The organism is Arthrobacter sp. SW1, assembly GCF_001766675.1.
Lineage (GTDB): Bacteria > Actinomycetota > Actinomycetes > Actinomycetales > Micrococcaceae > Arthrobacter.
The window spans coordinates 34,988-57,420 of record NZ_MJLT01000002.1; the positions used below are offsets into that span (position 1 = coordinate 34,988).

Annotated in this window: 19 protein-coding genes; 8 read left to right on the plus strand and 11 right to left on the minus strand. The window is 57.3% G+C overall.

The features are described 5' to 3' along the window. Nucleotides 1-45: 45 nt before the first annotated feature. The 5 genes from chrA to BIU82_RS19805 all read right to left on the minus strand — a co-directional run bounded on the left by chrA (nucleotide 46) and on the right by BIU82_RS19805 (nucleotide 5,870). The gene (gene chrA / locus BIU82_RS03315) at nucleotides 46-1,266 is read right to left on the minus strand and encodes a chromate efflux transporter (protein ID WP_070348051.1); all 1,221 of its coding nucleotides are present in this window, start codon (nucleotides 1,264-1,266) and stop codon (nucleotides 46-48) included. Nucleotides 1,267-1,688: 422 nt separating this feature from the next. After that, nucleotides 1,689-3,623, minus strand: a complete 1,935-nt coding sequence (locus tag BIU82_RS03320; RefSeq protein WP_070348052.1) for an ATP-binding cassette domain-containing protein — start codon at nucleotides 3,621-3,623, stop codon at nucleotides 1,689-1,691. Next, complete coding sequence (locus tag BIU82_RS03325; protein ID WP_070348053.1) at nucleotides 3,620-4,564, minus strand: peptidoglycan-binding domain-containing protein; 945 nt, start codon at nucleotides 4,562-4,564, stop codon at nucleotides 3,620-3,622. Before BIU82_RS03325 ends, BIU82_RS03320 begins: the two co-directional genes overlap by 4 nt. A 226-nt stretch (nucleotides 4,565-4,790) precedes the next feature. Then, entirely contained in the window at nucleotides 4,791-5,693 is a 903-nt protein-coding gene (locus BIU82_RS03330) for a hypothetical protein (protein WP_139146486.1), read from the minus strand. A 3-nt stretch (nucleotides 5,694-5,696) separates the two neighbouring features. After that, the gene (locus BIU82_RS19805) at nucleotides 5,697-5,870 is read right to left on the minus strand and encodes a hypothetical protein (protein WP_171906485.1); all 174 of its coding nucleotides are present in this window, start codon (nucleotides 5,868-5,870) and stop codon (nucleotides 5,697-5,699) included. Between the two features lie 401 nt (nucleotides 5,871-6,271). Here BIU82_RS19805 and BIU82_RS03335 point away from each other — a divergent pair, with 401 nt between their 5' ends. From BIU82_RS03335 to BIU82_RS20300, 4 genes are all read left to right on the plus strand, one after another. Then, a complete protein-coding gene (locus BIU82_RS03335) occupies nucleotides 6,272-6,661 on the plus strand; it encodes a DUF5956 family protein (RefSeq protein WP_070348055.1) in 390 nt (129 codons plus the stop codon). 1,074 nt (nucleotides 6,662-7,735) lie between these two features. Next, nucleotides 7,736-8,944, plus strand: a complete 1,209-nt coding sequence (locus BIU82_RS19575; RefSeq protein ID WP_139146487.1) for a hypothetical protein — start codon at nucleotides 7,736-7,738, stop codon at nucleotides 8,942-8,944. Nucleotides 8,945-9,154: 210 nt separating this feature from the next. Further along, nucleotides 9,155-9,541 (plus strand): hypothetical protein, encoded by a 387-nt coding sequence (locus tag BIU82_RS03345; RefSeq protein ID WP_139146488.1) that lies wholly within the window; start codon nucleotides 9,155-9,157, stop codon nucleotides 9,539-9,541. Further along, a complete protein-coding gene (locus tag BIU82_RS20300; RefSeq protein WP_074466400.1) occupies nucleotides 9,514-10,224 on the plus strand; it encodes a trypsin-like serine protease in 711 nt (236 codons plus the stop codon). The genes BIU82_RS03345 and BIU82_RS20300 overlap by 28 nt, the downstream gene beginning before the upstream one ends. A 670-nt stretch (nucleotides 10,225-10,894) precedes the next feature. On the opposite strand, the gene BIU82_RS03355 is transcribed toward BIU82_RS20300, so the two are convergent. After that, nucleotides 10,895-11,326 carry a hypothetical protein gene (locus BIU82_RS03355; protein ID WP_070348059.1) on the minus strand — a complete coding sequence of 144 codons (432 nt, stop codon included), beginning with the start codon at nucleotides 11,324-11,326 and terminating at the stop codon, nucleotides 10,895-10,897. Nucleotides 11,327-11,501: 175 nt separating this feature from the next. On the opposite strand from BIU82_RS03355, the gene BIU82_RS03360 reads away from it, so the two are divergent. Then, nucleotides 11,502-11,783, plus strand: a complete 282-nt coding sequence (locus BIU82_RS03360) for a hypothetical protein (RefSeq protein ID WP_070348060.1) — start codon at nucleotides 11,502-11,504, stop codon at nucleotides 11,781-11,783. A 22-nt stretch (nucleotides 11,784-11,805) separates the two neighbouring features. Here the strand turns inward: BIU82_RS03360 and BIU82_RS03365 are convergent, their stop codons facing one another. The 5 genes from BIU82_RS03365 to BIU82_RS19810 form a co-directional block, all read right to left on the minus strand. Then, nucleotides 11,806-12,798 carry a hypothetical protein gene (locus BIU82_RS03365; RefSeq protein WP_070348061.1) on the minus strand — a complete coding sequence of 331 codons (993 nt, stop codon included), beginning with the start codon at nucleotides 12,796-12,798 and terminating at the stop codon, nucleotides 11,806-11,808. Nucleotides 12,799-13,314: 516 nt separating this feature from the next. Then, nucleotides 13,315-13,992, minus strand: coding sequence for a DUF3846 domain-containing protein (locus tag BIU82_RS03370; RefSeq protein WP_139146489.1), 678 nt, complete (start codon nucleotides 13,990-13,992; stop codon nucleotides 13,315-13,317). A 183-nt stretch (nucleotides 13,993-14,175) separates the two neighbouring features. Continuing rightward, complete coding sequence (locus BIU82_RS03375; protein ID WP_070348063.1) at nucleotides 14,176-15,600, minus strand: hypothetical protein; 1,425 nt, start codon at nucleotides 15,598-15,600, stop codon at nucleotides 14,176-14,178. Continuing rightward, entirely contained in the window at nucleotides 15,597-16,172 is a 576-nt protein-coding gene (locus BIU82_RS03380) for a hypothetical protein (protein WP_070348064.1), read from the minus strand. Before BIU82_RS03380 ends, BIU82_RS03375 begins: the two co-directional genes overlap by 4 nt. 990 nt (nucleotides 16,173-17,162) lie before the next feature. Next, nucleotides 17,163-17,339, minus strand: coding sequence for a hypothetical protein (locus tag BIU82_RS19810; RefSeq protein ID WP_171906486.1), 177 nt, complete (start codon nucleotides 17,337-17,339; stop codon nucleotides 17,163-17,165). A 773-nt stretch (nucleotides 17,340-18,112) separates the two neighbouring features. On the opposite strand from BIU82_RS19810, the gene BIU82_RS03390 reads away from it, so the two are divergent. From BIU82_RS03390 to BIU82_RS03400, 3 genes are all read left to right on the plus strand, one after another. After that, complete coding sequence (locus BIU82_RS03390) at nucleotides 18,113-19,099, plus strand: hypothetical protein (RefSeq protein WP_139146490.1); 987 nt, start codon at nucleotides 18,113-18,115, stop codon at nucleotides 19,097-19,099. Between the two features lie 706 nt (nucleotides 19,100-19,805). Continuing rightward, entirely contained in the window at nucleotides 19,806-20,768 is a 963-nt protein-coding gene (locus BIU82_RS03395) for a CBASS cGAMP-activated phospholipase (RefSeq protein WP_070348067.1), read from the plus strand. Further along, nucleotides 20,765-22,102, plus strand: a complete 1,338-nt coding sequence (locus BIU82_RS03400) for a cyclic GMP-AMP synthase DncV-like nucleotidyltransferase (protein ID WP_070348068.1) — start codon at nucleotides 20,765-20,767, stop codon at nucleotides 22,100-22,102. Before BIU82_RS03395 ends, BIU82_RS03400 begins: the two co-directional genes overlap by 4 nt. Nucleotides 22,103-22,433 lie beyond the last annotated feature (331 nt).

Genomic DNA, 22,433 nt, shown 5'->3' on the forward strand with positions numbered 1-22,433 from the left:
TCATGACCATTTCTGTCTGGAGTGCGCTTCCGCGGCTGTCGATAGCTAGGGCAGGAGTGAGAGGATTACTCCTCCCGCGGCGCCAACGAGGACGACTGCCCAGGGTGGGAGTTTCCAGGTAATCAAGAGCACGAAGCATGCCAGTGCCAAAGTGAATGGGGCCGGGCCGGTGATGGCTGTGGAGAATACCGGCGTGTAGAGCGCGGCTGCGAGGATGCCTACGACCGCTGCATTCGCACCCCGCATGACGGCCTGCGCCCAAGTACGGTGCCGCAGCATGTTCCAGAACGGCAGCACGCCGATCAGTAGCAGGAATCCGGGCAGGAAGATTGCTGCCAGTGCGATCATCGCTCCTGGGATATTGCCGGGCTCGGTTGTAGAGATGGTGCCCAGGTATGCAGCGAACGTGAACAGGGGGCCAGGGACGGCTTGTGCGACTCCATAACCGGCAAGGAATTCCTGGTTCGATACCCAGCCAGTGTCCACGACTCCTGCCTGGAGCAGCGGTAAGACAACGTGGCCGCCACCGAAGACCAATGCCCCTGCCCGGTAGAACGCGTCGAACAGGGCGAGGTCACCGGACCCGGTGGCGAGCACGGCCAAGGGCAAGCCGAACAAGAGTGCTGCGAACAAGACCAGGCTGGTGACACCGGTGCGTCGGCGGACCGGGAAATGCAGGGCACTACCGTTCGGCGTATCGTCGGCGCGACAGAACAGATATCCGGCAACTGCGCCGAGGATGATAGCGAGGATCTGTCCGAGCGAGCCACCCAGTAGCAGCGCTGCAGCAGCGGCGACTACGGCGATCGACGCACGCCGGGTGTCAGGGGTCAGTGTTTTGGCCATCCCGAGAACTGCTTGAGCGATGATGGCGACCGCGACGATCTTCAATCCGGCAAGCAGACCCACACCGACGGGGCCCGTGAACAGCGAAGCGCCAAAGGCGAACGCGGCCAGCAACGCCGCCGAGGGCAGGGTGAAAGCCAGGAATGCCGCCAGCGAGCCGAGAGCACCCGCACGGTGCAGGCCGATCGCAAATCCGACTTGGCTCGAAGCGGGTCCCGGAAGGAACTGGCACAGCGCGACAAGGTCGGCGTACTCCTTGTCGCCCAGCCATTTCCGGCGCTCGACAACTTCAGTGCGGAAATAGCCCAGATGCGCGATCGGGCCACCGAAGGACGTCACTCCGAGCTTCAGGAAGACGCGGAAAACCTCCCAGGCGGAGCCGTGCGTGGTCCTTGTTGGTGCGGACACGGCATCAGTCATTCTTGGGTTCCCTTCCGGATAAAGATCTGAACGCGCTCCAACACAGGTGGCGTCCTTCGCGTTTTGAACAGGGTCTGAAGCCTCGAATCACCCGGCTAAAACCAGTCTCAAAGACTCTGACGCGGATCAGGATACTAATTTCAAGGCGATCAGAGTCGGTGGCAGCGCAATACAAAGCATCGCTGGCTAACGACACGTCCTACCCCACGGGCCAGGCTTAACCACCGAAGGCCTCATCCCGGAATGGGACGAGGCCTTCTGCAAAGGACCGGGTCGCTACCGTAAGGTGGAAACCTCGCACATTGCGACTCCAACTTTTGGGGTGCAGTTCAATGCCGGCCCTCCACTGGTTTCACTGTTCTTCCGTTGACTCCCATTCAAGTCGCCCATGAGCTTTTTGGAATTTGGATGCTAAAGGGTTATCACGTCCTGATTAGCTGGGCCGGATCGGCTTTCGTCGCTGCCAGCGCCGGGTAGACTGCTGATGCGATTCCGCTGATCAAACCGACGCCGATTCCCCATGCTGCGGTGTACCAAGGAATACTCGGTGCCCACCCTTCAGCGGCGGAATAGATGAGAACGGCCGCAGTTCCTGCAGCACTACCGGCGACACCGCCCAAGGTACCGACTAACGATCCTTCCGAGAGGAACATTGCGGCGAGGGAGCTGCGCCGCATCCCTAAGGCCCGACGGAGGGCGATTTCGCTGGATCGAGCGAGAACACCCAGGTACATGGTGGTTCCGGCACTGAGACACGCGATGACCAGCAGGATGCTTGAGACGATTGCAACCAGGCGAGCGAGGTCTTTGTTGATCCCTTGCTTTAGTTCCCTGAGATCGGCGACTGTTTGTATTTTGATGTCGCCTGTTTTGGCAGGATTGATCGCCTTGGGTAAAGCATCGGCAAGGCTAGCGGGCATGCCTTGTTCCGTTCGGACGACAAAGGTTGCAGCGACTCGCGTCCTTACAGGATAGGAACCGGTCCCCACGACTACCGCGTCGTCAAGGACAAGGTCCCTGCCCGGGTTGGTGATCAGCCCGACGACAGGTACGGGGCTGCCGTAAAGCCACACCACGGTTCCAGGTCCGGGCTTGGCAACGCCCAGTTCAGCTGCGGCCGCCCGGCCGAGAAAAGCAACCGGCCCTCCAAAGGAGCTATCGAGGAGTTTCGGGTCTCCGGAACTGGTTTGTGCGCCTTGGATGTGGAGGTACTCGGAATCGGAGACCCGAAGTGAGCCGGTGAAAGTAGCCTGGCCAGGGAGCGATCCCGGCCGGAGGGCAGACGGCCGGGCATCGGCAGCGGGGAGGTCGGCAATGATGCCCACGCCACGTACCCCGGGGAGCGTTTTTGCCTTGCTCACATCGGCCTTTACCTCGCCCCACGATGCATACCCGCCTTCACGGGTTCCTCTTACCTCATCGTTGGAAGCCGCGTCGATCCGGTCAGACACCCTTACTGCCGCGCTCTCGCTGAGTCCGATCGAAGCAACCAAGCCGCCGCTGCCGAGAAGGAACGCGATAGCGAGCAGAAAGGCTTTCGCTGGCTTTGTGGTTAACGCGGAAAGAGCGTCTGCAGCCAGTTCAGTCAGCTCATGGCGCCAATGCCTGACTAACGCAACGCGGTGACCACGGTCTTCTGCTGGGACGTCGCTAATCGCGCCGGAGCCGGAGTCGCCGGTGATCCGCCCATCCTGCATGGTGATGACCCGATCGGCAGATGCCGCAATCTCGGGGTCGTGAGTGACCATGATGACAGTTGTTCCGGTGGCATGAAGGGCCCGCAGGTGACGCAGGACGATCTTGCCGTTTTTCGTATCCAGGCTTCCGGTTGGTTCGTCTGCAAGAATGACGGCGGGTTCACCAATGACTGCCCGGGTGATGGCCAATCGTTGCCGTTCCCCGCCGGAGAGATTGGAAGCAGGAGAGGACAAGCGGTGGCTCAGCCCCAAGCGTTCGAGGGCCGGCCCCAGCAAGGCTTTCTGCGTTTCTTGCCCGATCCCGCGGGCCCTCAGTCCGAGAGCCGCGTTTCGCGCGGCGGTATCCCTGCCAACCATGTGGGATTCCTGGAAGACGAAGCCGAATGTACGGGCACGTAGCTCAGTCAGTTGTATATCGCGGAGCGTGGCGACACTTTGTTCGTGGATCTCGTAGCTGCCTGAAGTTGGACGGTCCAACAAACCGAGGATGTTGAGCAGCGTTGATTTCCCCGAGCCCGATGGCCCTATGATCGCGACGAACTCGCCGGAACGGATTTCGAGGGAGACATCGGCAAGGGCCGATGTCTCCCGAAAGGTGCGGGAAACTTTGTCGAGCCTAAGCAAAGGAGCAGATTCCTCCCGCATCAGGAGCTCGGTCACGGAAGTCTCACGCGGGTGGTGACAGGCAGGTCCTTGTTTTCGGCGATACCGGCCCAACCGTCCGCTTGTGCGGTTACTTCGACTTCGACGCGCTTGAGGCCTTCGGGAGTTTCGACTTCCACGAAGGCGGCGCCCTGCTCCTGCCGGATCGCGATCAAAGGAACGGCGAGGGATTTTGATGCTTCTTTTCCGGAGGTAATGGTGACCGACTGGTCTCGGGAGAATCCTTTGGCCCCGGGGGGAAGCGCGATGACGAGATCTTTGCCTGGAATCAGATTCTGGCCCGGGTCGCCGTCTTTGAATGCGCTAAGTGAGGTTACCTTCAGGTCCGCAGTATTGGAACCGGCTCGTACCGTGACGAGGCTTCCGACAGAAAATGCATCAGCCTGAAGCAGATCGGCTCTTGCAACGATGGTGTCATCAGCGATCGTTAGCCGTGCCAGGACTCCGTCCTCACCAAGTACGGTGCCGACGCTTGCCATGCTCGCTATCCTGCCTGAGTCGCGTGGTATCTGGACAAACTCACGCCACCGGAAGACGACTCCCTGCGTCTGCGGAGCTGTCGCCTCGGATTGGGCGGGGGAGGACGTCTCCGAGTCCGGTCCAGAGGCGGAGACGGGGCTCCCGAACGGCGCGGTCTGCCCTACTGCTTCGTACCAGGCTTCCAACGCCGCCTGAGTGGACGCATCGAAGGTGCCGCTGATGTTCGAGCTGTAGCCCAAGTCCGTCAGAGCGTGCTGCAACGCGGTGACATCGCTTCCTGTGTCTCCCAGGAATAGGTCCCGATAGAGCGGGACGCTTGCCGGCAAAACGAGCAATGGCCGATCGGAAACAACTGCCAACAATTCACCAGGAGTAACCGTGTCGCCGAGGTTTCTGGACGGCGCCATGACAACGAGACGGTCCACGCCCGGCGGCCGTGTCGCGACGACGGTGGACATTGCACCTGCAGCAACCTTTCCTGGCAGGGTGACCTGCTGGGATACAGCCCGTCGTTCGACCGTCGCAGTCACCGGAACGGCAGTCTGGACTGCGGACGGAGCGCTAGCGGGTGCCGACGCGGCCCCCGCCCAGAACGCTGCAAACAAACCACCAATTGAAAGGACTGCAACCAGAGGTATCACCCACCAACGGGGCACCCTGCGCAAGGCCCTCGATAGCTCTTCGTCAGAGCTTGGCATCGGCGACTCCATGGTCCCGGAGAACCTGTTTCGCCCGTTCGACAGCAGCGGCCTTCTGTTCGGCCAAGGCGTTCAATTCGGCCTGATGATTCTTGATCTGAGCAGCTTGATACTGCGCGAGGATGTCATAGGGTTTTTGCACCCCGCCAGCTTTCTCCTTGCAATCGATGACGATGAGAGCGGCTCGGATGTCATCTTCCTGGCCATTGGTCATCGGCACCCAGGATTCGTCTTCAGGGAGTGTCAACCCGTTGGCCTTGATGCATGCTTCCCAAGACTGACGGTATTGAACGAATTCGGCGTCACGCTCGGTGAGACCCAGAACAACCAACATGATCTTGTTTTGGATGCTCGTGTCTCCCGCAAGTCCTGGCAGCAGCTCCGGGAACCCGGCACGCCCCACCTGAGAAGAACACTTCTTGTAGGCCTGCTTGTCAGCCTCGCTCACGGTGACATTCGCCTTGTCGTGAACCCCTGGGACGACGCGGAAATGGGGCCGGGTGCCGTTTCTGGCAGCAAGTTGACGCGACCATTGCCCAAAGCTGGAATCCTGCTTGGCCTCATGGTCACCGCCCCACGGCATCATGGTGAAACCGGCTGCCTCCACACAGTCCTCGAGGAGGAACGCGACCGCATTATTGACGATGACATTTTCACGTTCCGAGTACCAATATTTGTCCATTGGCAGGACGACTTCGCCGGTCTCTTCGTTCAGTGACGCCCTAACGCTGCTGAATGCTTTTCGGTCCACCGCCGGCAGGCTGATACTTGGCTCGGGCTCCGGATCAGCAACCGCGGGCGCGGTGCACGCCGTGCTGGCGGAGGCAACTGCCACCGCCAGCAGGCCCAGAGCGACTGTTTTCCAAGATCGCCCTTGTTTTGTATGCACGTGCTATCCCTTGATGCTCGAAATTTCGTCGTCCCAGTTACGGGTACTCGTCATCATCTGGTTCCTGAGGTCGTTGGACCCGCCGCCTTCCTTGAAAATGACGTGGGGCTCTCCGTAGTTGTAGTCACGGTAGAAGTAGACATATGGCGATGCCGGGTTGGTGTACGCAACAGACAAGGAACTCGCCTTGTCGTTAGCGTCAGCGCCAACGTAATAGGTGACCCAGTTGAACGTCCTTTTCGGAGTGACGAACCACCAGCCGTCCCACAGGCAAACCGTGCCGCTGGTGGTGCATTCTCCGGCTGCGTGAGCAGGTGCAGCCGTTACAGCCAGCGCCCCCGCCGCAAGAGCCGCTGTCACACCCCAAGCGGCAAGTTTCTTCGCTACTTTCAATTGAAACCCCCATTTTCTCTATCCAAGCGCAGCGCTTGAATGACGGGAGGCTACCACGACCAAAGCCTTTTAAAACCATTCAGCCGGTATGTTTCTCTGGTGGTTTCCTGCGTCAGGCATGGTCAGCTCCGAGTTCCGTACGCGGGTAGCATGAAGCAACCCGGGGCAACAACACGAGGAGAACAATGAACACTGACTGGGATGAGATCGCATTCCTGGATTCCACTGAGGGGTGGATAGGACTTGAGGACTCCACTTGGGATGCGCTCATTTCAGCGACTGCTGGCAGCGCCAACGTCCGCAGGATCCCGCGCCTCAACCGCGAACTGAGCGCCGACGATCAGGCGGTTATCGATGAAATGACTGACCTGCACCTGGCCGATGCGCAGATCCCGCTCCGCCCGCATGGTTACGCGTGGTTCATCCGACCGACGCCAGATTTCGCAACTCTGGAAGCCCTGCATGAAGCACTCAATCGGCATATTGACAAGAGCACCCGTCCGGCTACCCACCCGGCGGAACAACGTGACCTGCTCATTGATTTCTTCCGAGAGAGCTACTCCAGAGTTTCGTAGTTCACAAGCCCAATATTTCTTGAGCGCTCGTCCGTGAATCGGGACGAGCGCTCATACGTTCAAAAGGTCTAACGATCCATGTAGCCGGGCAGCTAGCGGAATTGGCCAGGCTCGGCACAATCAACCACAGAAGGCCGGCCCCGAAAACCCTGCAGGCAATAAGCTCGGACGAAAGCCCTCCTCCTGTCAAGGCGATGAGCATCGGGTACGGCAGTAATTCTTAGCCTTCCCTCGCCCGACGTGCCACACATGCGAGTGGCACGGCCATCGCGGATTCAAGGCAGCAGCTGGCAAGGCCTAGGTCGTTTCAACAAAGGCGGGCGGTTCCACTCGGTAGTAGAACAGGACCATGCCGTCAGCGCCTTCACCCCACCGGTGGTAGGGGACTTACAGCTTCACCAGCATATCGGCGTCACCCTATGCAGACCCTTTGTGGGGCAGATGGGCTCCGGCGTGTTCGCGCCATAGCCCAACGTGGCGCGTCCATTGCCGGACGCCGTGTTGCTTGGGACTGGTAGATGCACGGTGTTCGAGCAAGTGGGCGGACTCTCGGATGGAGGCGAAAGGATCCTGTGGCCCGGCTGGTTCGTACTGTTTCCCTACGCGGATACCCTGTGACGACGGCCCCATGGTTTCGCGCCTTCTTCGCTGCCATTGGAGGGTTTTGAACATGCAGGATCGGTCTCAAAAGGGTCTTGTCCAGCCAAGGGCCAGCGAACGGAGTCGGTCGTCTTGCGGAGCCGAAGGACCGATCGCCAACAGGAGCCGGCTCCTGACGCTTATCGATGTGGCCGGGTAAAGCTGCCTTTAGGCCTCTTTGGTGTGGAGATCCAGACGTTTTGGTCGACGTCATGGTGACTAGGGCCGCTTCTCGAGCAAGCGCTAGGTGTGCGGTAATGCAGGACCGGGTGGCAATCGGTGACGAGAGATATGAAACTTCTCATAGTCAAAGGACATCAGCAGTGCACTTTTTGCCCTCTTGAAACTCTTGTTAGGGAATCTTCGCAGTGCTAACTTCTGACCAGCGCTGGATCGCCCTTGGGCTGGAGAAAAATGATAGTGGGCCATCCAATCATGCGCGCTCGTATCGTGTATTGGGGGTTTACTATGTTTTCGCGCCTGAATTTTAGAAGTATTGCCGCACTGTGCTTGGCGGCCACTCTGCTTTCTGCACCGGCGCCGGCGTCTGCTGCAGAGGACCCGGGTGTCCCGGTAAATGTCAGCCTGGCAGCATTATCCGAATTACCTGACAGTGCGCAGTCATCGGCGCCGGTCATTGCGAGCGGATCCTTGCCAGGATTCACAGATCATGGAACCGGCGTGCGCGTATTTGCGTCGGCACTTCCGTCGGCCGCTTATCTGAATGCGATGCAGCCCGGGGATTCATTTCACCGATGGCCGATCGCCCATGGTCGGGCTGATCGCTCTGGCGGTTTCAAACTCCGCGCCGACCTTGCTGCTGTTCCGGCGGAGTATCGCAGCTCGGACGGTCAGGTTGATCTAGTTCTTGTTGCGTGGGATGGTCGGCAGCAGGGCGAGACTATGGTGTCCGCGTTCAGCTCCCCGACACTTGAGCGTCCCGCGGCTGTCGCCACGGTCAAGCCTGATGGAGCCCAGAAGTCACAGCCAAGCGCGAGTTTCGGCAAGGCGTGGGAAACCTGTACAACCACCCTGCTTAGCCGCGGATACAAGAATAATGCACGCATCGGAGAGAGCGTCACGCCGGACTACAAGCAGACGTCTTGGTTGACCTATACCGCATCCCAGTCCGTTTCACTTGGAACCGCAATGGACATGAGCAATGACTCCGTCGGTTGGAAAGCCGGCGGTACTATTTCCCGGTCAAGCGGTTTTGACGCCAGTTTTGCTGAATCGGCCCTGAATAGGGGGTACCGGCTGGAGTCGGAATTGGGCTACTACAAGGACGTTTGCTATATCGTAATGAACGGGTACTCCTACTACAACTATACGAAGTGGAGTTACATCCCGATCAGGCTCACAGGCGGCTATTCGACCGAAGGCGTGACTGTGTTCTCGGCGCCGTACTGCACGGGTGCTCTTGCCGCTGGAACCTGGTCGCGGTACGACTCGGCAGGAAGTGCTTGGAACTGGTCGATTGGATTCAAGATTTCAAACTTGGTCGGCTTCGATGTTTCATCGACTTCGAATTGGGATGGAAACAATAGGCTCTATTACAAGCAGCCAGTCTCCGGCAAGTACAAGCTGTGCGGAAACAATACCTACCCGAGCAGCGCTTCACGTATTATCGGCGCCTTCGCATAAATGAAATTCGCTCAATTCGCTGCCGCAGGGTTTGCCATCTCACTGTCAGTGGTGGCCTGCACACCTACGACGGAGGCACCCCAGTCAAAGGTAACTCCTGTTAGCGGTGAACCGATTGGAATCGTTTCCCAGACCGCAGAGCGGCAGCCTCCGTTGCCTGGCGACTACTCGCAGTACGTCGCCAGGCCAACGAAGAAGGACTCTGACAGCGTGACCTTCGGCTTCCTGCTTTGTGCGCTGACAGATGAGGCCAAGATTGTCTCCGTCAAACCGGCCGAGAGCATTGGAAACGGGTTCAGCGTGGAATCCACGCGGCTCGCTACCTTCCGCGCGGCGGACGGGATCACGATCGCCTCGCCAGGAAGTCCGCCTGCCGGTCGGGCCGGAGAACGGTTCAGCCCGATTGCCGGGTCCTCGCCGCACTCCTGCAACGACAAGGACCAGCTGTCGGAGGTCCAAATTGGCATCCGAAAGACTGGCGACGACGGAGGAGGCTGGCGTAGGGCAATCGTGGAGTACGAGGTCAGTGACCGCCAGTACTCCCTGGAGATCCCCTTTGGAATGCTGATATGCGGCGCCTCTACCGAACCCTGCTAATCGGGTTAGTAGCAGGTCTGGTCGGCATTAGCCTCCCGGCCTGCCTGGAGAACAACGAGAACGCACCTGAAGATGCCTTGCCAGGCTTGAACGCTGATGGCGTGGTCCTCATCGCCTACGCGAACAGCACCCCGGTAGGGGCCGCGGATATTTTGTGTTCCGGTGTGACGGTCGGCGACCTCGTCGTCACAGCGGCGCATTGCCTCGGGTCGGGACGCCCTCTCCGGGTGATTCTGGATCCTGTCGACCTGTGTGACGGGACACCGGAACGAGGAACAGCAATTACGGAAGCCTGGGTGAGACCAGAGAACGGCGCTGACATTGCTGTTGTCCAAGTCGATCTCAGCAGGCCTCGCACCCCTCCGGCTCGACCCCAGAGTGCCACCTGGGCGGCAACTGGGTGGGGGACATCAGCCGGTGAAGCGGGCCGTTGCACGAGCCGAACGGTTGAACTCCAGGCCACTTCAGGATGTGCCTCGGGAGAGTCCGCCCTTTGCGCCACCGGTATCGGCTCGAACACCTGCTCAGGCGATTCTGGATCTGGTGTCGTTGATAGCCAAGGAAGGGTCATCGCCATTACGTCAAGCGGTTCGAGTTGTCGGCAAGGGGCACCCGGTGTCTATGCCAAGGTCGCGTCACTAGAGTCATGGTTCGAGGGCCAAGGCCTTTCCTTGGCCCGGTAGCCGCGCAAGGACTTCGACGGGTTTCGGAGACTACTTATTGGGCGGAGTTGAGCCCAGGGCTGGGGCTCGCCGGCTTTTGGTTGATACTGAGATTAGGCACCAGGATGAGCCCGATAATCAACGAAACACGGCCGCTGGTCACTAGGACCTCGACAAGCCAAGAGTCCGGTCGGTAGTTGTCGCTGGTCTCTCGCACGTGAGTGACCGCGAAACGCATGGCCGCATCTCGTAGCCCAGCAGCTAGGCAGTCGCACCGTAGACGATCATGCGCTAAGCAGCCCCTTGCAGCGCGGCTCCGTGGCTTGGATTCCTTGGCGGTCGAAACTCAGATGATGGTCAATGCAGTCAGGCTCCAGCCGGCAAGCCGTATGACGTTACCTGTATTCGAACCACCTGGGAAGGCTTGGTATGACTCAACGAGCCCCAGATCCGTGTACTGTGCCGACACCACATAGACCGTGTATGCGCCGAGAACCCAGGGCATGAGGGCAGCAAGTATCATCCATGTTGTAGAAGCGGGGGACACGCCCTGCCGAGTGGGTCATTTGGGTCCTAGGCGTCACTCGTTAGACGGGGACCAACGATCCTGAGCTCTCCGTTTCACGGCGGCCGTGCTTCACTGGAGGTCTCTTTCGGCGAGCAGTCAAAATACTGTAGCGTCGTCCGGACCCTACTTCGCCTGCATCCTCCTATCGGTCCAGCTCAAGATTCCGCGAGCGTACTCCGGTGTCTCGATCCCCACAGACGCGTTCCGCCGAACTTCGCCGAAGTTATTCGAAATTGTCGCTAGCTCCGTTCGCAGCTCTCGATGTTCTTCGACATTCTGACAGGAAAAATCCGTTGCCTTCAGATTCAAATTCACCGAGTCGAGGTCGGCGAGCCTTTCCTGCCGGAGCTCCGGATGGATAGCGTAGCCTCTATCGAGCTGCTCAGCGGACCGGCGGAGGTCAAGCACAGCACGGAAACAGTCCGATTGGCGTTGACGACCCGCCGCGTTCGAATCAATTGCGGACGGTATCCACAGACTGCCAACGACGAGCCCAACTAGGGTCAAAGCGATTTCGATCCGCTTGGATCGTATTTCGGCGAGAATATTCGCCATTCGAATAGTCAATTCAGACTCCGAACTGTTGACTTTAATAAATAAATATGATATATTAAATAAGCTGTCCGGTTCGGACCCCCGCCAATTGCAGCTAGCAAGTGTGTTTGGCGGGCGTTCCAACGAAACGTCCTCCCAACTCGGGATTCACTACCAGTCAGTGAGGACGATCGCGATGGACGCCGATCAACCCAAGTTTTTCACTCCCGGCATGCTTTTCGTTTGGATAGTTGTTCACGGCTCGCTCTGGGCGTGCATGCTGGTCGTCGATCCTCTTATCCACGGGCGCCCCGCCTTATGGCGTCTCGTGGGCGACCTCGACGAGCCGTTCTTTGGGATCCAGCATCAGTTTCAGATTTTTGCGTGGATCTACACAGGTTCGATTGTCGCCGCGATTCTGGGCTTTATCTGGCAGTGTGTCCGGTTGAGCCGAGTTGAACGACGGCAGCGCAGATGAGTGCGGGTTTGCAACCCCGGGACTACGGTCCCGGGGTTATTACTTTCTGCTGGGGGCCAAAGATGACGACCGTGACTGTGTCTTCTTTCCACCCGGCTTCCGTCTCAACTTTAAACTTGATCCAGGCGAAGCGTTCCCCTTTGTCGTAGGAAAATTTCCCCGAATCGGACGTCTTCATTGTGAAGGTGATGAAGCAGTTCCCGCCTGGCGCGTAGGAGCCTATGTTCACACGCTCGATCGCTGGGTTTCTCGACAGTGGGACGTACTTCTCATTGGGGTGCTCTGCGACAGTTTTTGAGTTCCGGATGCCCATGGACGACGGGACCGCCGAGAAGTCGCTATCAAGGCCGGACGCTGAAACGGTCACGTTGTCCTGTTGGATATTTCCAACATTCTTGTACTCAACCCGGAAGCGGATTTCATTGCCGACTTTTATTGCAGGAGTTTTCGTGAGATCTGAGCTAGACGAGCCAGGGTTCCCGAGCGCTGTGACCGTGAAGTTTGGGCGGGGAATCTCATCGACTCTTACATCAAACGTAATGTATCCCGAGCAGCGGGACTCCCCAGATATGATCCCGTTTAGCTGGTCGCAACCAACTAAGGCTCCCTGTCTCGAAACGAGGTCCTTGACTTTCAGCTTGCGACCTTCCATCTCCCCATTGGTGTGAAGGACTGCGCTGCCGTCGACTGGGGCGAGGCTAGCAAAGGTGCCTGATCCGACATCGATTCCGACGAAGCTCCATACCGCCTTGGGCGTTGTGTTTGTCGATGTGATCATCGCTTGGACGGCGGCCGCTCCATTGACGACTTCGGGATAGCTCACTCCGACGCGGACGTCCCGGGCGGCTTCCTTGTTTGGTGCAGCAGAGTTCTCGTAGTAGATCACTATTTCGTAGGTCTGCCCGATTTGAGCTTGCGCGGTTGTGCGGTAGGCAGTCTTGCTTTGGCCCTTCTGACGCAGTTGAATGAACTGCAGTTCATCGCCATAAACGGGGTTGTCTACGATGGAATTCATCGTCGGGATGGGACTTGGACTCTTAGTTGTGTAGAGTTTGCGGCCCGGACCCCACCCGGAAAATTTCGACGCCTCCGAGGGAGCGAGAAATTCGGACACAGGCGTGGGACTATCCTTTACCGAAGGTGACTGATCCGTCATAGTGGAACAGGAAATTGCAAAGATCATTAGTGCAACAACCGCGCTGCAAGTCCGAACAAGCCGACCCAGCAGTTTCATCTTTCCCCCATTTGATCGTAAGGCCGATGATGCGCCTATTTTGCTGTACTAAAGCTCCAGATGCACTCGTGTGACGTGCCGCCGATTGAATGTGTAACCCTCATCAGGAGATGCCGCCACAATAGAACCCCATGGGTCGACGCTTTGCCGGAGCTGTCGCCGGCCCGAGTTGGGCCTCATAGTGGCGAGAGCTCCACGTCCGGAAACGGCGCCTAGTGGTCAAGACCGGCGCTCGTTGGATCAGTTAACACTGGGAGAGCCCCTGCAGACATGAGCCTGCAGGGGCGTGAACCTCTTCTAATCAGTGGTGACGACACGTACCAGCTCAACAGTTGTCCAACGGTCTGCCAGGCTCAGTGCGCTGGTCGCTGCGGTGAAGTAGTCGGTGAACACTTGCCGGTTCCCGCTCCAAGTGTCCTGGCTGTCGATGGTTTGCACTTCGATCTTGAACGACTTGGCGTCGAAGAGCAGGTGCCGCAGCTCTTCAGGTAAGTCTGTGGATTGTCCCTCTTTGTTGGGCGGGCCGATGAGGACGATATTTCCACGCAGCACATCCTGATGTCTTGCCTGTGGAACGAGGAGCCACCACAGGATTGTCGCCCGCCGGTTGACAGGCGAACCTTTGACCTTGCCGTCCTCGTCTACGAACAGCGTCGTCGCCGGACTCTCTATGGTTACGGCCTCAATGTACCCACCGACTGCTGTTTGGAAGTCGCGGAGGGTTGCGAGGTTTACCAAGCGTGGTGCTTGGTCTTCGTCGTGGGGGAGTAGCGCACCCAGTGGCATGATCGTCACCTTCCTGATCGTGGTTGTTTTCTCCAGCCAACGTGGCTGGAGATTCACAACAGCGATCTGATTTGGAAGGGCTTTGTTGCGGGGCTCATCCAGAATTCTCGGATGGTAGAGTGGTGACGTGGATTCGCTGCCTTCCGTCTCCGCGTATCTAGTTATGAAGCAAGGGGAGACTTCGGTCAATGGCGAACTGGCTGAAGCGTAAATTACACAACGGTCGCACGGACGGTGCCTTTCTCATGCTGGCTTGCAATCGGGCATAGCCCCCAAGAGTAGCCTCAGGGTATCGATTTCGCTAAGAGCCAACTCAACACGGCGAATGGGTTACAACCATCAAGATCGCAAACTGTCGACGAGAGCGTTGCCCTAATCACTCATTTCTTCATTCCACCAGCCCCCTGGGTGCAGCACCTCAGAAACTTCCGCCTCTGAAAGAGGACTTCTGTATGCGAGGACGCGAAGTGATGCTCGGGTCATGTCGGCGATTGTTGCGCCTCCTTCGGAGATCGCTAGTCCCTTTCCATATCGGATAAGAATCGTAGCCGAGCCGTCTGCAGTTTCCCGCGGGGAGAAGCTCAGCGCGAGATCCGATACGGAGTAGTTGTCATTTAGAGAACTCGCAACGCTTTCAACATCGTGGCGGATGTCGTCACTTTGCTCCGCATCTACGCGCACGGAACGGGTGATTCCCCGAAGATTGACAGACGCAAGGCGGAAAGCATTCAATTCCTCGCGCAAGTCAGCCCATGTTGGGGCTCCGGCCTCATCGCGTCCCTTCAGAACCCTGCCGTCAGAGCTGAACGATACCCGGTGAATTCCTGCATCAACTCCCAAAATTCCGTTCCGGAATGACCATGTTGGTAGTTGATTCCTCGCTACCTCGTCTTCCGCCATCATCCTGCTTGATACCCCGAGATAGGCCCGTGGAGCTTCCCAAACCTCGGCGCTTGAAGTAACCAAAGACCCTAGGTCGAGGCCCTCGAGGTCGGGGGCGATTGACTCGAGATCTTTGAAGGAGAACATGGAGGCAAGACGTCGCCAGAACCTGGCGTCCTCGACCGGATGTTCTTGGGTAAGAAGCCACGGCAGAATGGCCTTTAGCTCGGAGCGTGATAGCCGGCCCTCGAGTGCTTGGAGCACCTGGTCGTTCAGACTGTGATCGCTTGACGCAGCGAGAGCGATCCCTACTATCGTTGCTGTGCGTTCCATCTTCAACGCTACATTCTCGAAGAAGTTCTCGCGGACTAGGGCTGTGAGCTCTGAATCTGAGGAACTGGAAACGAGGGTTTCGGCACGCTCCTCGTCAATGAGCCCCCGTCCTCCCCGTAAGAAGCTTGCCTTAACGAGGCCCGCTAGAGGGGTGGCAGCTGCACCAGTTGGCTTTAGCATTTCGCCCATCGCGCGCACGTCAGTCAGGAGGGTGTGAGTCGTCTTTCTCGACTCTTCTTTGACCATGCTCGGCAGAATCGGTGGGTTCTCCCGGGAGAAGTCCTGATTGGAGTCGAGCGACAAGAACACGGGATCTCCCTGCCCAGTTTCCTCTACGTCCTTGGCGGCGAGAATCGAGGCGTAACTGCCTCGAATGTAGAGGTCCCGGGAGGCTTTCTCTCCCGACCAGGTCACAACGAAGTCTGGGATTGCGCTGTGGTTGAAGTATCGGGTGTCTTCGACGACAGCATCGCGATCAAGCTCCCGAATCTTGGAGTTGATTAGGTCCTTGACACGATGCACGTACTCTTCTTCGCGATATTCATCTCTCGCTGCGCTCAAGGCCGCAGTCAGATCATTCACAGCGAGTCTGCCTTTCGATCGATGTGGACACGGAACAGATTCAGCTCGCTGCGAGTCAAGCTGAGGGCTTCTTGCTTGGGGTTGAACACTAGAACCATGATTCTGGACGAAATTGCGCGGACGAGATCTTCATCGATGTCCCGTCCTTGAAGATATTCGGGATGTTCCTCGAGAGCCTTGACCATCTGATCCCTAGTTTCCAGTTGCGTCCAGTTGGTTAGGTTGAAGGGGTGATACGTCACCCAGAGGAAGTGGCGCGCGCGTATTCCGCCGAGATCGTCCAGTTCTTTGATGCTGGAACTGTAGGCTATCGCTAGAAAGTGCTGGAACTCCGCATACTGACCGCCCGGACTGGAGTAACGTTTGCACTCGACAACGATCGGTTCCTTCTTGCCGACTAGAAAATGACCCTTTAGATCGAACGTCTTCCGCCCGTTTAGGTGTGGTTGAACGCAATCGAGAGTGTTGTTGTAGGCGTCAAAGGGAAGCTCGATGAACGTAGTTGCTTCCAGCCAGCGCTTAATGATGGCAACGCCTTCGCGTCCTAGCTCCTGGGTTTCCTCCGCGGTCATGCTTCACACTTTATCCGTGGCCACAGGAATTCTTGGGCCTGACAGCATTTTGACACGGGTGTGGGTAGTCCTCGTTGTTTCCTTGCTGGGCTGCATACGCGCTAAGGCCGTTACGGCTCATGAGAGGTGGCGGATCAAGCTTTGACGCCGCCGCGGCCATGGCGGCTGCGCGTGCAGCCGGCCTGGCTGAGAACGCACGACTGCACGCCGCATCCGAGGCCGCAACAGTGAAACTGGGTAAGGAGGGACAGTCTAGGGACGCTGCGGCCGGCGTCGGCACAAACGGAGGCATGGGTGACGGCGGCGGAGGCCCAACCAACACGGGCTTCTCCACTCCGGATGACGATGATGACTCGATCACCTTCGGCCAGAACGCCAATCAGATCTACTACACCGTCCGTCACTCGGACAAGGCCGGTCTATCGAGGGAGGCGCTTTCAGACGCGATCCGCGAACATCTCCGAATTTCGGGGGATTCAGCTGGGACTTCGCGAAGGTTTCAATGGTTCATTGACAGTTGATGGCCAAGCGCTGAGCTATAGCGCATTTCGGTTGAGCCCAGGCCACATCAATGTCTCCAGCATTAGGATCTTGTGATGACATGCAGAAAGCTCGCCAAAGGAGAGATAGTCGTTGTTCGAGAGCTCCTGCGACGTTCACCTCCGGGAGAGTGGAAATCGACGGTTCTTGAAATTATCGAAGCCGAAGAAATGGACGACGGTGGTATGGGTAGCCTGCGCTTTGTCTCACCGACCAAGGACCCGCGTTATGGCAGAACTATCTCTGAGGCCTGGTACTTAGACTCAGACCAAGTGCCGATAGTTGTAAGTCTGAACTTAGACCAAAACAATGAGTTGTTTGAACTGGATTCGTGGAAAGTTGATTTTTCGCCTAGGAAGACACTGCCGGCGAAGCCGGACTCGTTACAGGGTGGACCAGCTCGTATGCCCAACTAGCTTCTGACCTACCTAGCGCTTCGTTCGCATATCGCTAGACGATCCTTGCGGCATTAGCACGCTGTTTTCCGGCGAAAGCAAGATTCCCCCCGCGCTGGGTCTTCTCGGACACGATGTCGATCACTTCTTGTAGGGTGAGCTCCCGACCGACCACCTCGCTCAGTTCGACCAGGACGTCGCTGGTTAGAGGGGCGGTTTCAAGCTCAGGCATCGTGCATCCTTCTAGGGCAGTCGTTCACAGGGCATACGAAAATGCCCGGTCTCGCGAGAGGAGGCTGGCGCGTCCAGCAAGTCCATCCTCGGGGGCCGGTGCGCTTCGTCAGGCGCGATAGCCAGGATCTCATTGGGCTCTGACAGTATTTGGAACGTCTCGCTGTTGTCGGACCGTGGCGGCGCGCGAAGTGGAAGGTCTTGACGGCCGGCCGTGTTCCGTCGGCGGGATCGGTGAACGACGGCTTGAAGGAGCCGGAGGACCTGGTCTGGCGGAGGAACCCGCGACCGGCTTATGTCGGTGGAGTACGAAGAGGGGGAATGTCCAAGAATTCGTTCGTATGCCCCTGAGTCTGTTCCCTGCTACGCGAGGGCATCCTCAAATGAGCTTTGCTCCGCCTGCGAATTTCGATGACTGTTAGCAGTTTGCAACAGCAATAAGGTCTCGTAGCCCGTGAGCGGATAGTGCTTCGTTCGCCACGTCAGATCCTGTAGCCTCCTTCTTGGACGGTGCCTGGTGCGGCCAATCGCAGGTACCGTCCAATTCTTGGTAGTGGAGCAACTCAGCCGATGTCGAAGAACTCGCCGGCGAGTACCCTACTAAGGAAGAACGCAGCGCTACGCGCGGACGTCGAACCTGGGGGGCATGTGAGCACGCCATTTACCATTCATTCCATCAACGCGTACACGCACGGGTTGCTGGGATCCATGATCGGAATGTTTGGTATTGAGCCGAGCGAAATGCGCGACCTGGTACTAGGTATGCATCGTCAGGTGTCTGAACGTCTCCGCGCTGAGGGCATTGAATACTCCGATCTTCGGAATGCACTTACTCCGGCACCCAAGAAGCTCGAAGTTGCTTTCATTTTCGACTTGAGCCGCGTTGAAAGCTGGCACTACGGTTTGGAACTAGCTAAGGACTGGATCCCTGTTCTAAGCAAGATGGGGCCTGAGAAGACCGCGATAGGTGTCGGTGATTTCATCGGATTGCCAGCGGAACTGACATGGGTGGCATTGCATCAGCACATAATTGGTCCGAAGGGATTCCCACTGCTTTCTCCAGAGCTCTATTTCGTCACCTACATGACGAATCTCACCGCAGGACAGCTCAACAAGATGGACAGCGAACTACGGGCGAGGAACACTTCTTACCTTGGCTATGTGGACTGTACCGTCTGGAACCCGCTGAAATTTGCGATGCTTCTGCCGCAGGTTGGCCTTCGCGTCGGGACCAAGATCATCACAACATCCGACGAGGATGGCAACGCAAACCTGCCGGGATATCCCTTTGAAGCTAATGGATTTGAAACCATAGGCGTTGATGACGATCAGTACTCGGTGCTTCTCGATCATCGATTGGACAACGGTGTGCCCGATTGGGCGAGAGATGACAGTCGCATAGCTTTGAGCCTCCTAGGAGGTAACTTCTCGCCTCTTACAGACGGAGACGTATTCGCGAGCGACTTGAGAATCACGTATCTCCAGGACAATCACGGAGCATCTCTCCAACGCGCAGGCCTCTTCGGGATCGATAAGGACCTTCTGATCGGGGCGATCAAAGAGAAGATATCCTCTGGGCTGGTCTATAACCTCAGGTTCATTGAAGGTAGTCGGGGAGCGGAGCGAGTACCCGAGCTGGACGCATCGATGTTTACCGTCCAAGTTGAGTTCCCCGACGCGGAAGCTCGGGTGAAGCGCTACCAAGTGGGCTTGAAATACCGCGCTGCAGACCACTCGAGCGAGATCGCTACATTTTTCTGAGTTCAGTGGCAAGGTCTCGTTTGCTCCGCGACCTGAGTCGCCGCGCGGGCGCAGAGTAATCTCTGCGTTCCGTAGCCACTCTTACTAGCGGAACCGATTGGTTGTCGTAACTGTCGAGCGTCTGGGGTGGCAACGGATATCGACTCGTACTAACGCAGAAGGTGCGAGGATATACCGGATATCGAGGCAGTCGCGAGGGGCAAGTCCTTGCCGGAGGATGCTGCGGCCTAGCCGTTCAGGCGTGCCCCGACTCATCATGCGGACCACCGAAAGTGGTTTGGGATGTCTACTGGCTGCTCTCAGTGCCAGGGCCTCGAGTTCCACAGGCGTCGTCAGTGGCAACGAGGCGTTTCTTCAAGAGTGATCCCATTTTTCGCCGCACCAACAACGTTCGTCGAGATGTTCTTGGATCACGTCAATCCTGACCTGGCCAAGTAGAATGATGTCGTCGTACTCCATATGGCAATCTCATCACTGCCAGCTCCTGTCTAGAAGGGCACGTCTGCGCTATGTGGATAACCCTATTATGCAGTCGGCGAACACTTTCTGGGCTGCCTGCCTAGCAACAGTGTGGTCAATTCAAGAGGCTTCCTTCACCCCGAGTGCACCGACGGTAGGAGGTACGGAGAAGAACCAAGTCAGCGACCCTTTATTGAAGCTTAGAGGGCAGAATAATTTCTCATTCATGCTATAATTTGCAACTAATATGAAACGCATCTTGACTATCGATGGTGGCGGAATCAAAGGGGTGTTCCCCGCAGCCTTCCTGGCCGACCTCGAGGACGAACTTGGTCAGCCCGTTGCCTCTTATTTTGACCTGATTGTCGGCACATCCACAGGCGGTATTATCGCGATCGGACTAGGCCTCGGCATCCCCGCCCGCGACATCCTTCGCTTCTATGAGGAACGTGGACCCGAGATTTTCCGGGGAGGCAAGGGGGTCGGTCGGCTGAAGCAACTCTTCACCGCAAAATACAATCCCGCCCCTCTGGAGGCAGCGCTTATCGATGTCTTCGGAGATCGAAAACTTGGTGAGAGCTCAACGCGCCTCATGATCCCCTCTCTTGATCTCGAGACTGGTGCGGTTCATGTTATGAAGACCGCTCACCATCCCCGATTCGAGCGGGATTACAAGATGCTAGCCGTCGACGCAGCGCTCGCAACCGCAGCCGCTCCTACGTACTTTCCAACCCATCGTCTTGCTGCCGGAATTCCTCTCGTTGACGGTGGAATGTGGGCAAACAATCCGATGGGGCCGGCGGCAGTCGAAGCACTCGGCATTCTAGAGTGGTCGAAGGGCGACGTGAAGCTGCTGAGCGTTGGCTGCACCGACGAAGCGTTCTCGATGAACGCGGATCGAAAACGTCAACTTGGAATGAATTATTGGGCTACGAGGCTTGTCAGCGTATTCATGGCCGGCCAATCATCTTCATCTTTGGGTACCGCTCAACTCTTGCTTGGCCATGACAATGTTGTTCGCGTATCACCTACGGTCGGCCCCAAGCGGTTCAAGCTTGACGGTATCGATGGGATTTCGTCGCTTCGTGGTCTCGGTTCAAGCCAGTCTCGGATTGAGTCACCAAAACTGAAGCCAATCTTTTTCACCGAGCCGGCTGAACCGTTCAAGCCAATGAGAGCGCTCGACATGACCGACGGGGGTAAATCATGAAGTTGACCAAGCACCTTGATGCTTTCCTGAAGAACAAGGTCAACCTCAGTGACGCGCGAATTGACTTGCTCGACTCGCGGGTTGAGGCCGTCGAGAACTTCCTGCGGCGCGGCGAGGATGACTTTGCCGGCAACTTCATAGATCTTATCCCGCAAGGTTCGTACGCCCACCGGACAATAATCAACCCGGTCGGTTCGTCGGACGAGTTTGATGCCGACGTTCTTCTCGAGATGAACGAGATCGACGGGTGGGAATCTGAAGATTACGTAGAGGAACTCTACAAGAAGTTCCGAGGTAGTTCTGTTTACCGCGACATGGTGAGCCGGCACGACCGGTGCGTCAAGGTCGACTACGCCAACGAGTTTCACATTGACGTCGTGCCGTACATGGAGCGACACGGTCAACACTTCATCACTAACCGAATCACAAACGAGTTCGAGCTCACGAATCCCGAAGCATTCAATGACTGGCTCGTTGAGCGCAACAAGCTCGCCAGCGGCCATCTTATCAAGGTGATCCGCCTGATGAAGTATCTCCGTGACTTCAAAAACACCTTCTCCGTGAAGTCGGTCATCCTAACCATCCTTTTGGGTAATCGCGTAAATGACCAGGCTGTTTGGGGAGCCAATGACGAGTATTCCGATCTGCCAACTGCGCTGAAGAGCATCGTTGGGGCCCTTGACGACTATCTTCAAGAAAATGTGACGATGCCTAGCATTGATGATCCGAGCGAGCCAACGGAGAACTTCAATCACCGCTTGAGCCAAGAAGAATATGCTAACTTCCGCAACAAGCTCCACCTATACAGGGGCTGGATCGACGACGCTTATGAAGAGACTGATGTCGAAGAGAGTAAGATCAAGTGGCGCAAGCTCTTTGGCGATAAGTTTGGAACATATTCAGAAGTCAAGAAGAGCACAGAGGCGCACAAAGGTGTTCCGGGCGTGTCTGACACTGAGCAAAGCATCACCGACAGGTTTGGCCTCCGCCTCGACCCACGGCTGAAGGTGAAAATCGGTGCGCGCGTTGCGAAGCGCAGCGGGTTCAGAGAATATGAGCTGAGCACCAAGGGGAACGTCGTGATGAGGAATCAAAAGATCCGGTTCCGCGTTTCCCATAATATTCCAGGCAGCTTTGATTTGTATTGGAAAGTCAGGAACACTGGCGCAGAGGCGATCAAGGCCAATGCTATTCGAGGTCAGCTAGAGAAGGACTCCGGCAACCTGCAAAGAACCGAACCTACTGCCTACAGGGGCCATCACTTCGTCGAGGTGTATGTAGTAGTCAACGACGCTTGTGTCGCAATGGACCACCACGACGTAATCATCAAGTAGCTTGGCCATGAGCTGGATGGGTCTACGGAGCGTCCAAGTTGAGTTCCGCGATGAAACTCCTGAGGTAAAGCGCCGCTAGGTGGTCCTGTAGTGCCGCGCTCTGGACCACTCTAGCGGGATTACTGTGTTGAGATCTGGTCCGTTCTCCTTACTTAGTCGGAGTCCTTGAACCGCCGCTCGGGCGCAGAGTGATCCTGCTTTGCGTAGATGATTAGTGAGCGTCGTCGACGCAACATCGAGCTGGTCGGCGATGTTTCTTATGCATAGTCTCTTCCCGCAGAGTTTGATTGCTCGTCTTGGTTGTTGAGGCGTGGGTGGATGGCGACGGGCG

Excerpts from the sequence above, each read along its gene's own strand:
- chrA (WP_070348051.1), bottom strand. The coding sequence starts at position 1,266 with ATGACTGATGCCGTGTCCGCACCAACAAGGACCACGCACGGCTCCGCC.
- BIU82_RS03325 (WP_070348053.1), bottom strand. The coding sequence starts at position 4,564 with ATGTCCACCGTCGTCGCGACACGGCCGCCGGGCGTGGACCGTCTCGTT.
- BIU82_RS03335 (WP_070348055.1), top strand. The coding sequence starts at position 6,272 with ATGAACACTGACTGGGATGAGATCGCATTCCTGGATTCCACTGAGGGG.
- BIU82_RS19575 (WP_139146487.1), top strand. The coding sequence starts at position 7,736 with ATGCGCGCTCGTATCGTGTATTGGGGGTTTACTATGTTTTCGCGCCTG.
- BIU82_RS20300 (WP_074466400.1), top strand. The coding sequence starts at position 9,514 with ATGCGGCGCCTCTACCGAACCCTGCTAATCGGGTTAGTAGCAGGTCTG.
- BIU82_RS03355 (WP_070348059.1), bottom strand. The coding sequence starts at position 11,326 with ATGGCGAATATTCTCGCCGAAATACGATCCAAGCGGATCGAAATCGCT.
- BIU82_RS03360 (WP_070348060.1), top strand. The coding sequence starts at position 11,502 with ATGGACGCCGATCAACCCAAGTTTTTCACTCCCGGCATGCTTTTCGTT.
- BIU82_RS03365 (WP_070348061.1), bottom strand. The coding sequence starts at position 12,798 with ATGAATTCCATCGTAGACAACCCCGTTTATGGCGATGAACTGCAGTTC.
- BIU82_RS03380 (WP_070348064.1), bottom strand. The coding sequence starts at position 16,172 with ATGACCGCGGAGGAAACCCAGGAGCTAGGACGCGAAGGCGTTGCCATC.
- BIU82_RS19810 (WP_171906486.1), bottom strand. The coding sequence starts at position 17,339 with ATGCCTGAGCTTGAAACCGCCCCTCTAACCAGCGACGTCCTGGTCGAA.
- BIU82_RS03395 (WP_070348067.1), top strand. The coding sequence starts at position 19,806 with ATGAAACGCATCTTGACTATCGATGGTGGCGGAATCAAAGGGGTGTTC.
- BIU82_RS03400 (WP_070348068.1), top strand. The coding sequence starts at position 20,765 with ATGAAGTTGACCAAGCACCTTGATGCTTTCCTGAAGAACAAGGTCAAC.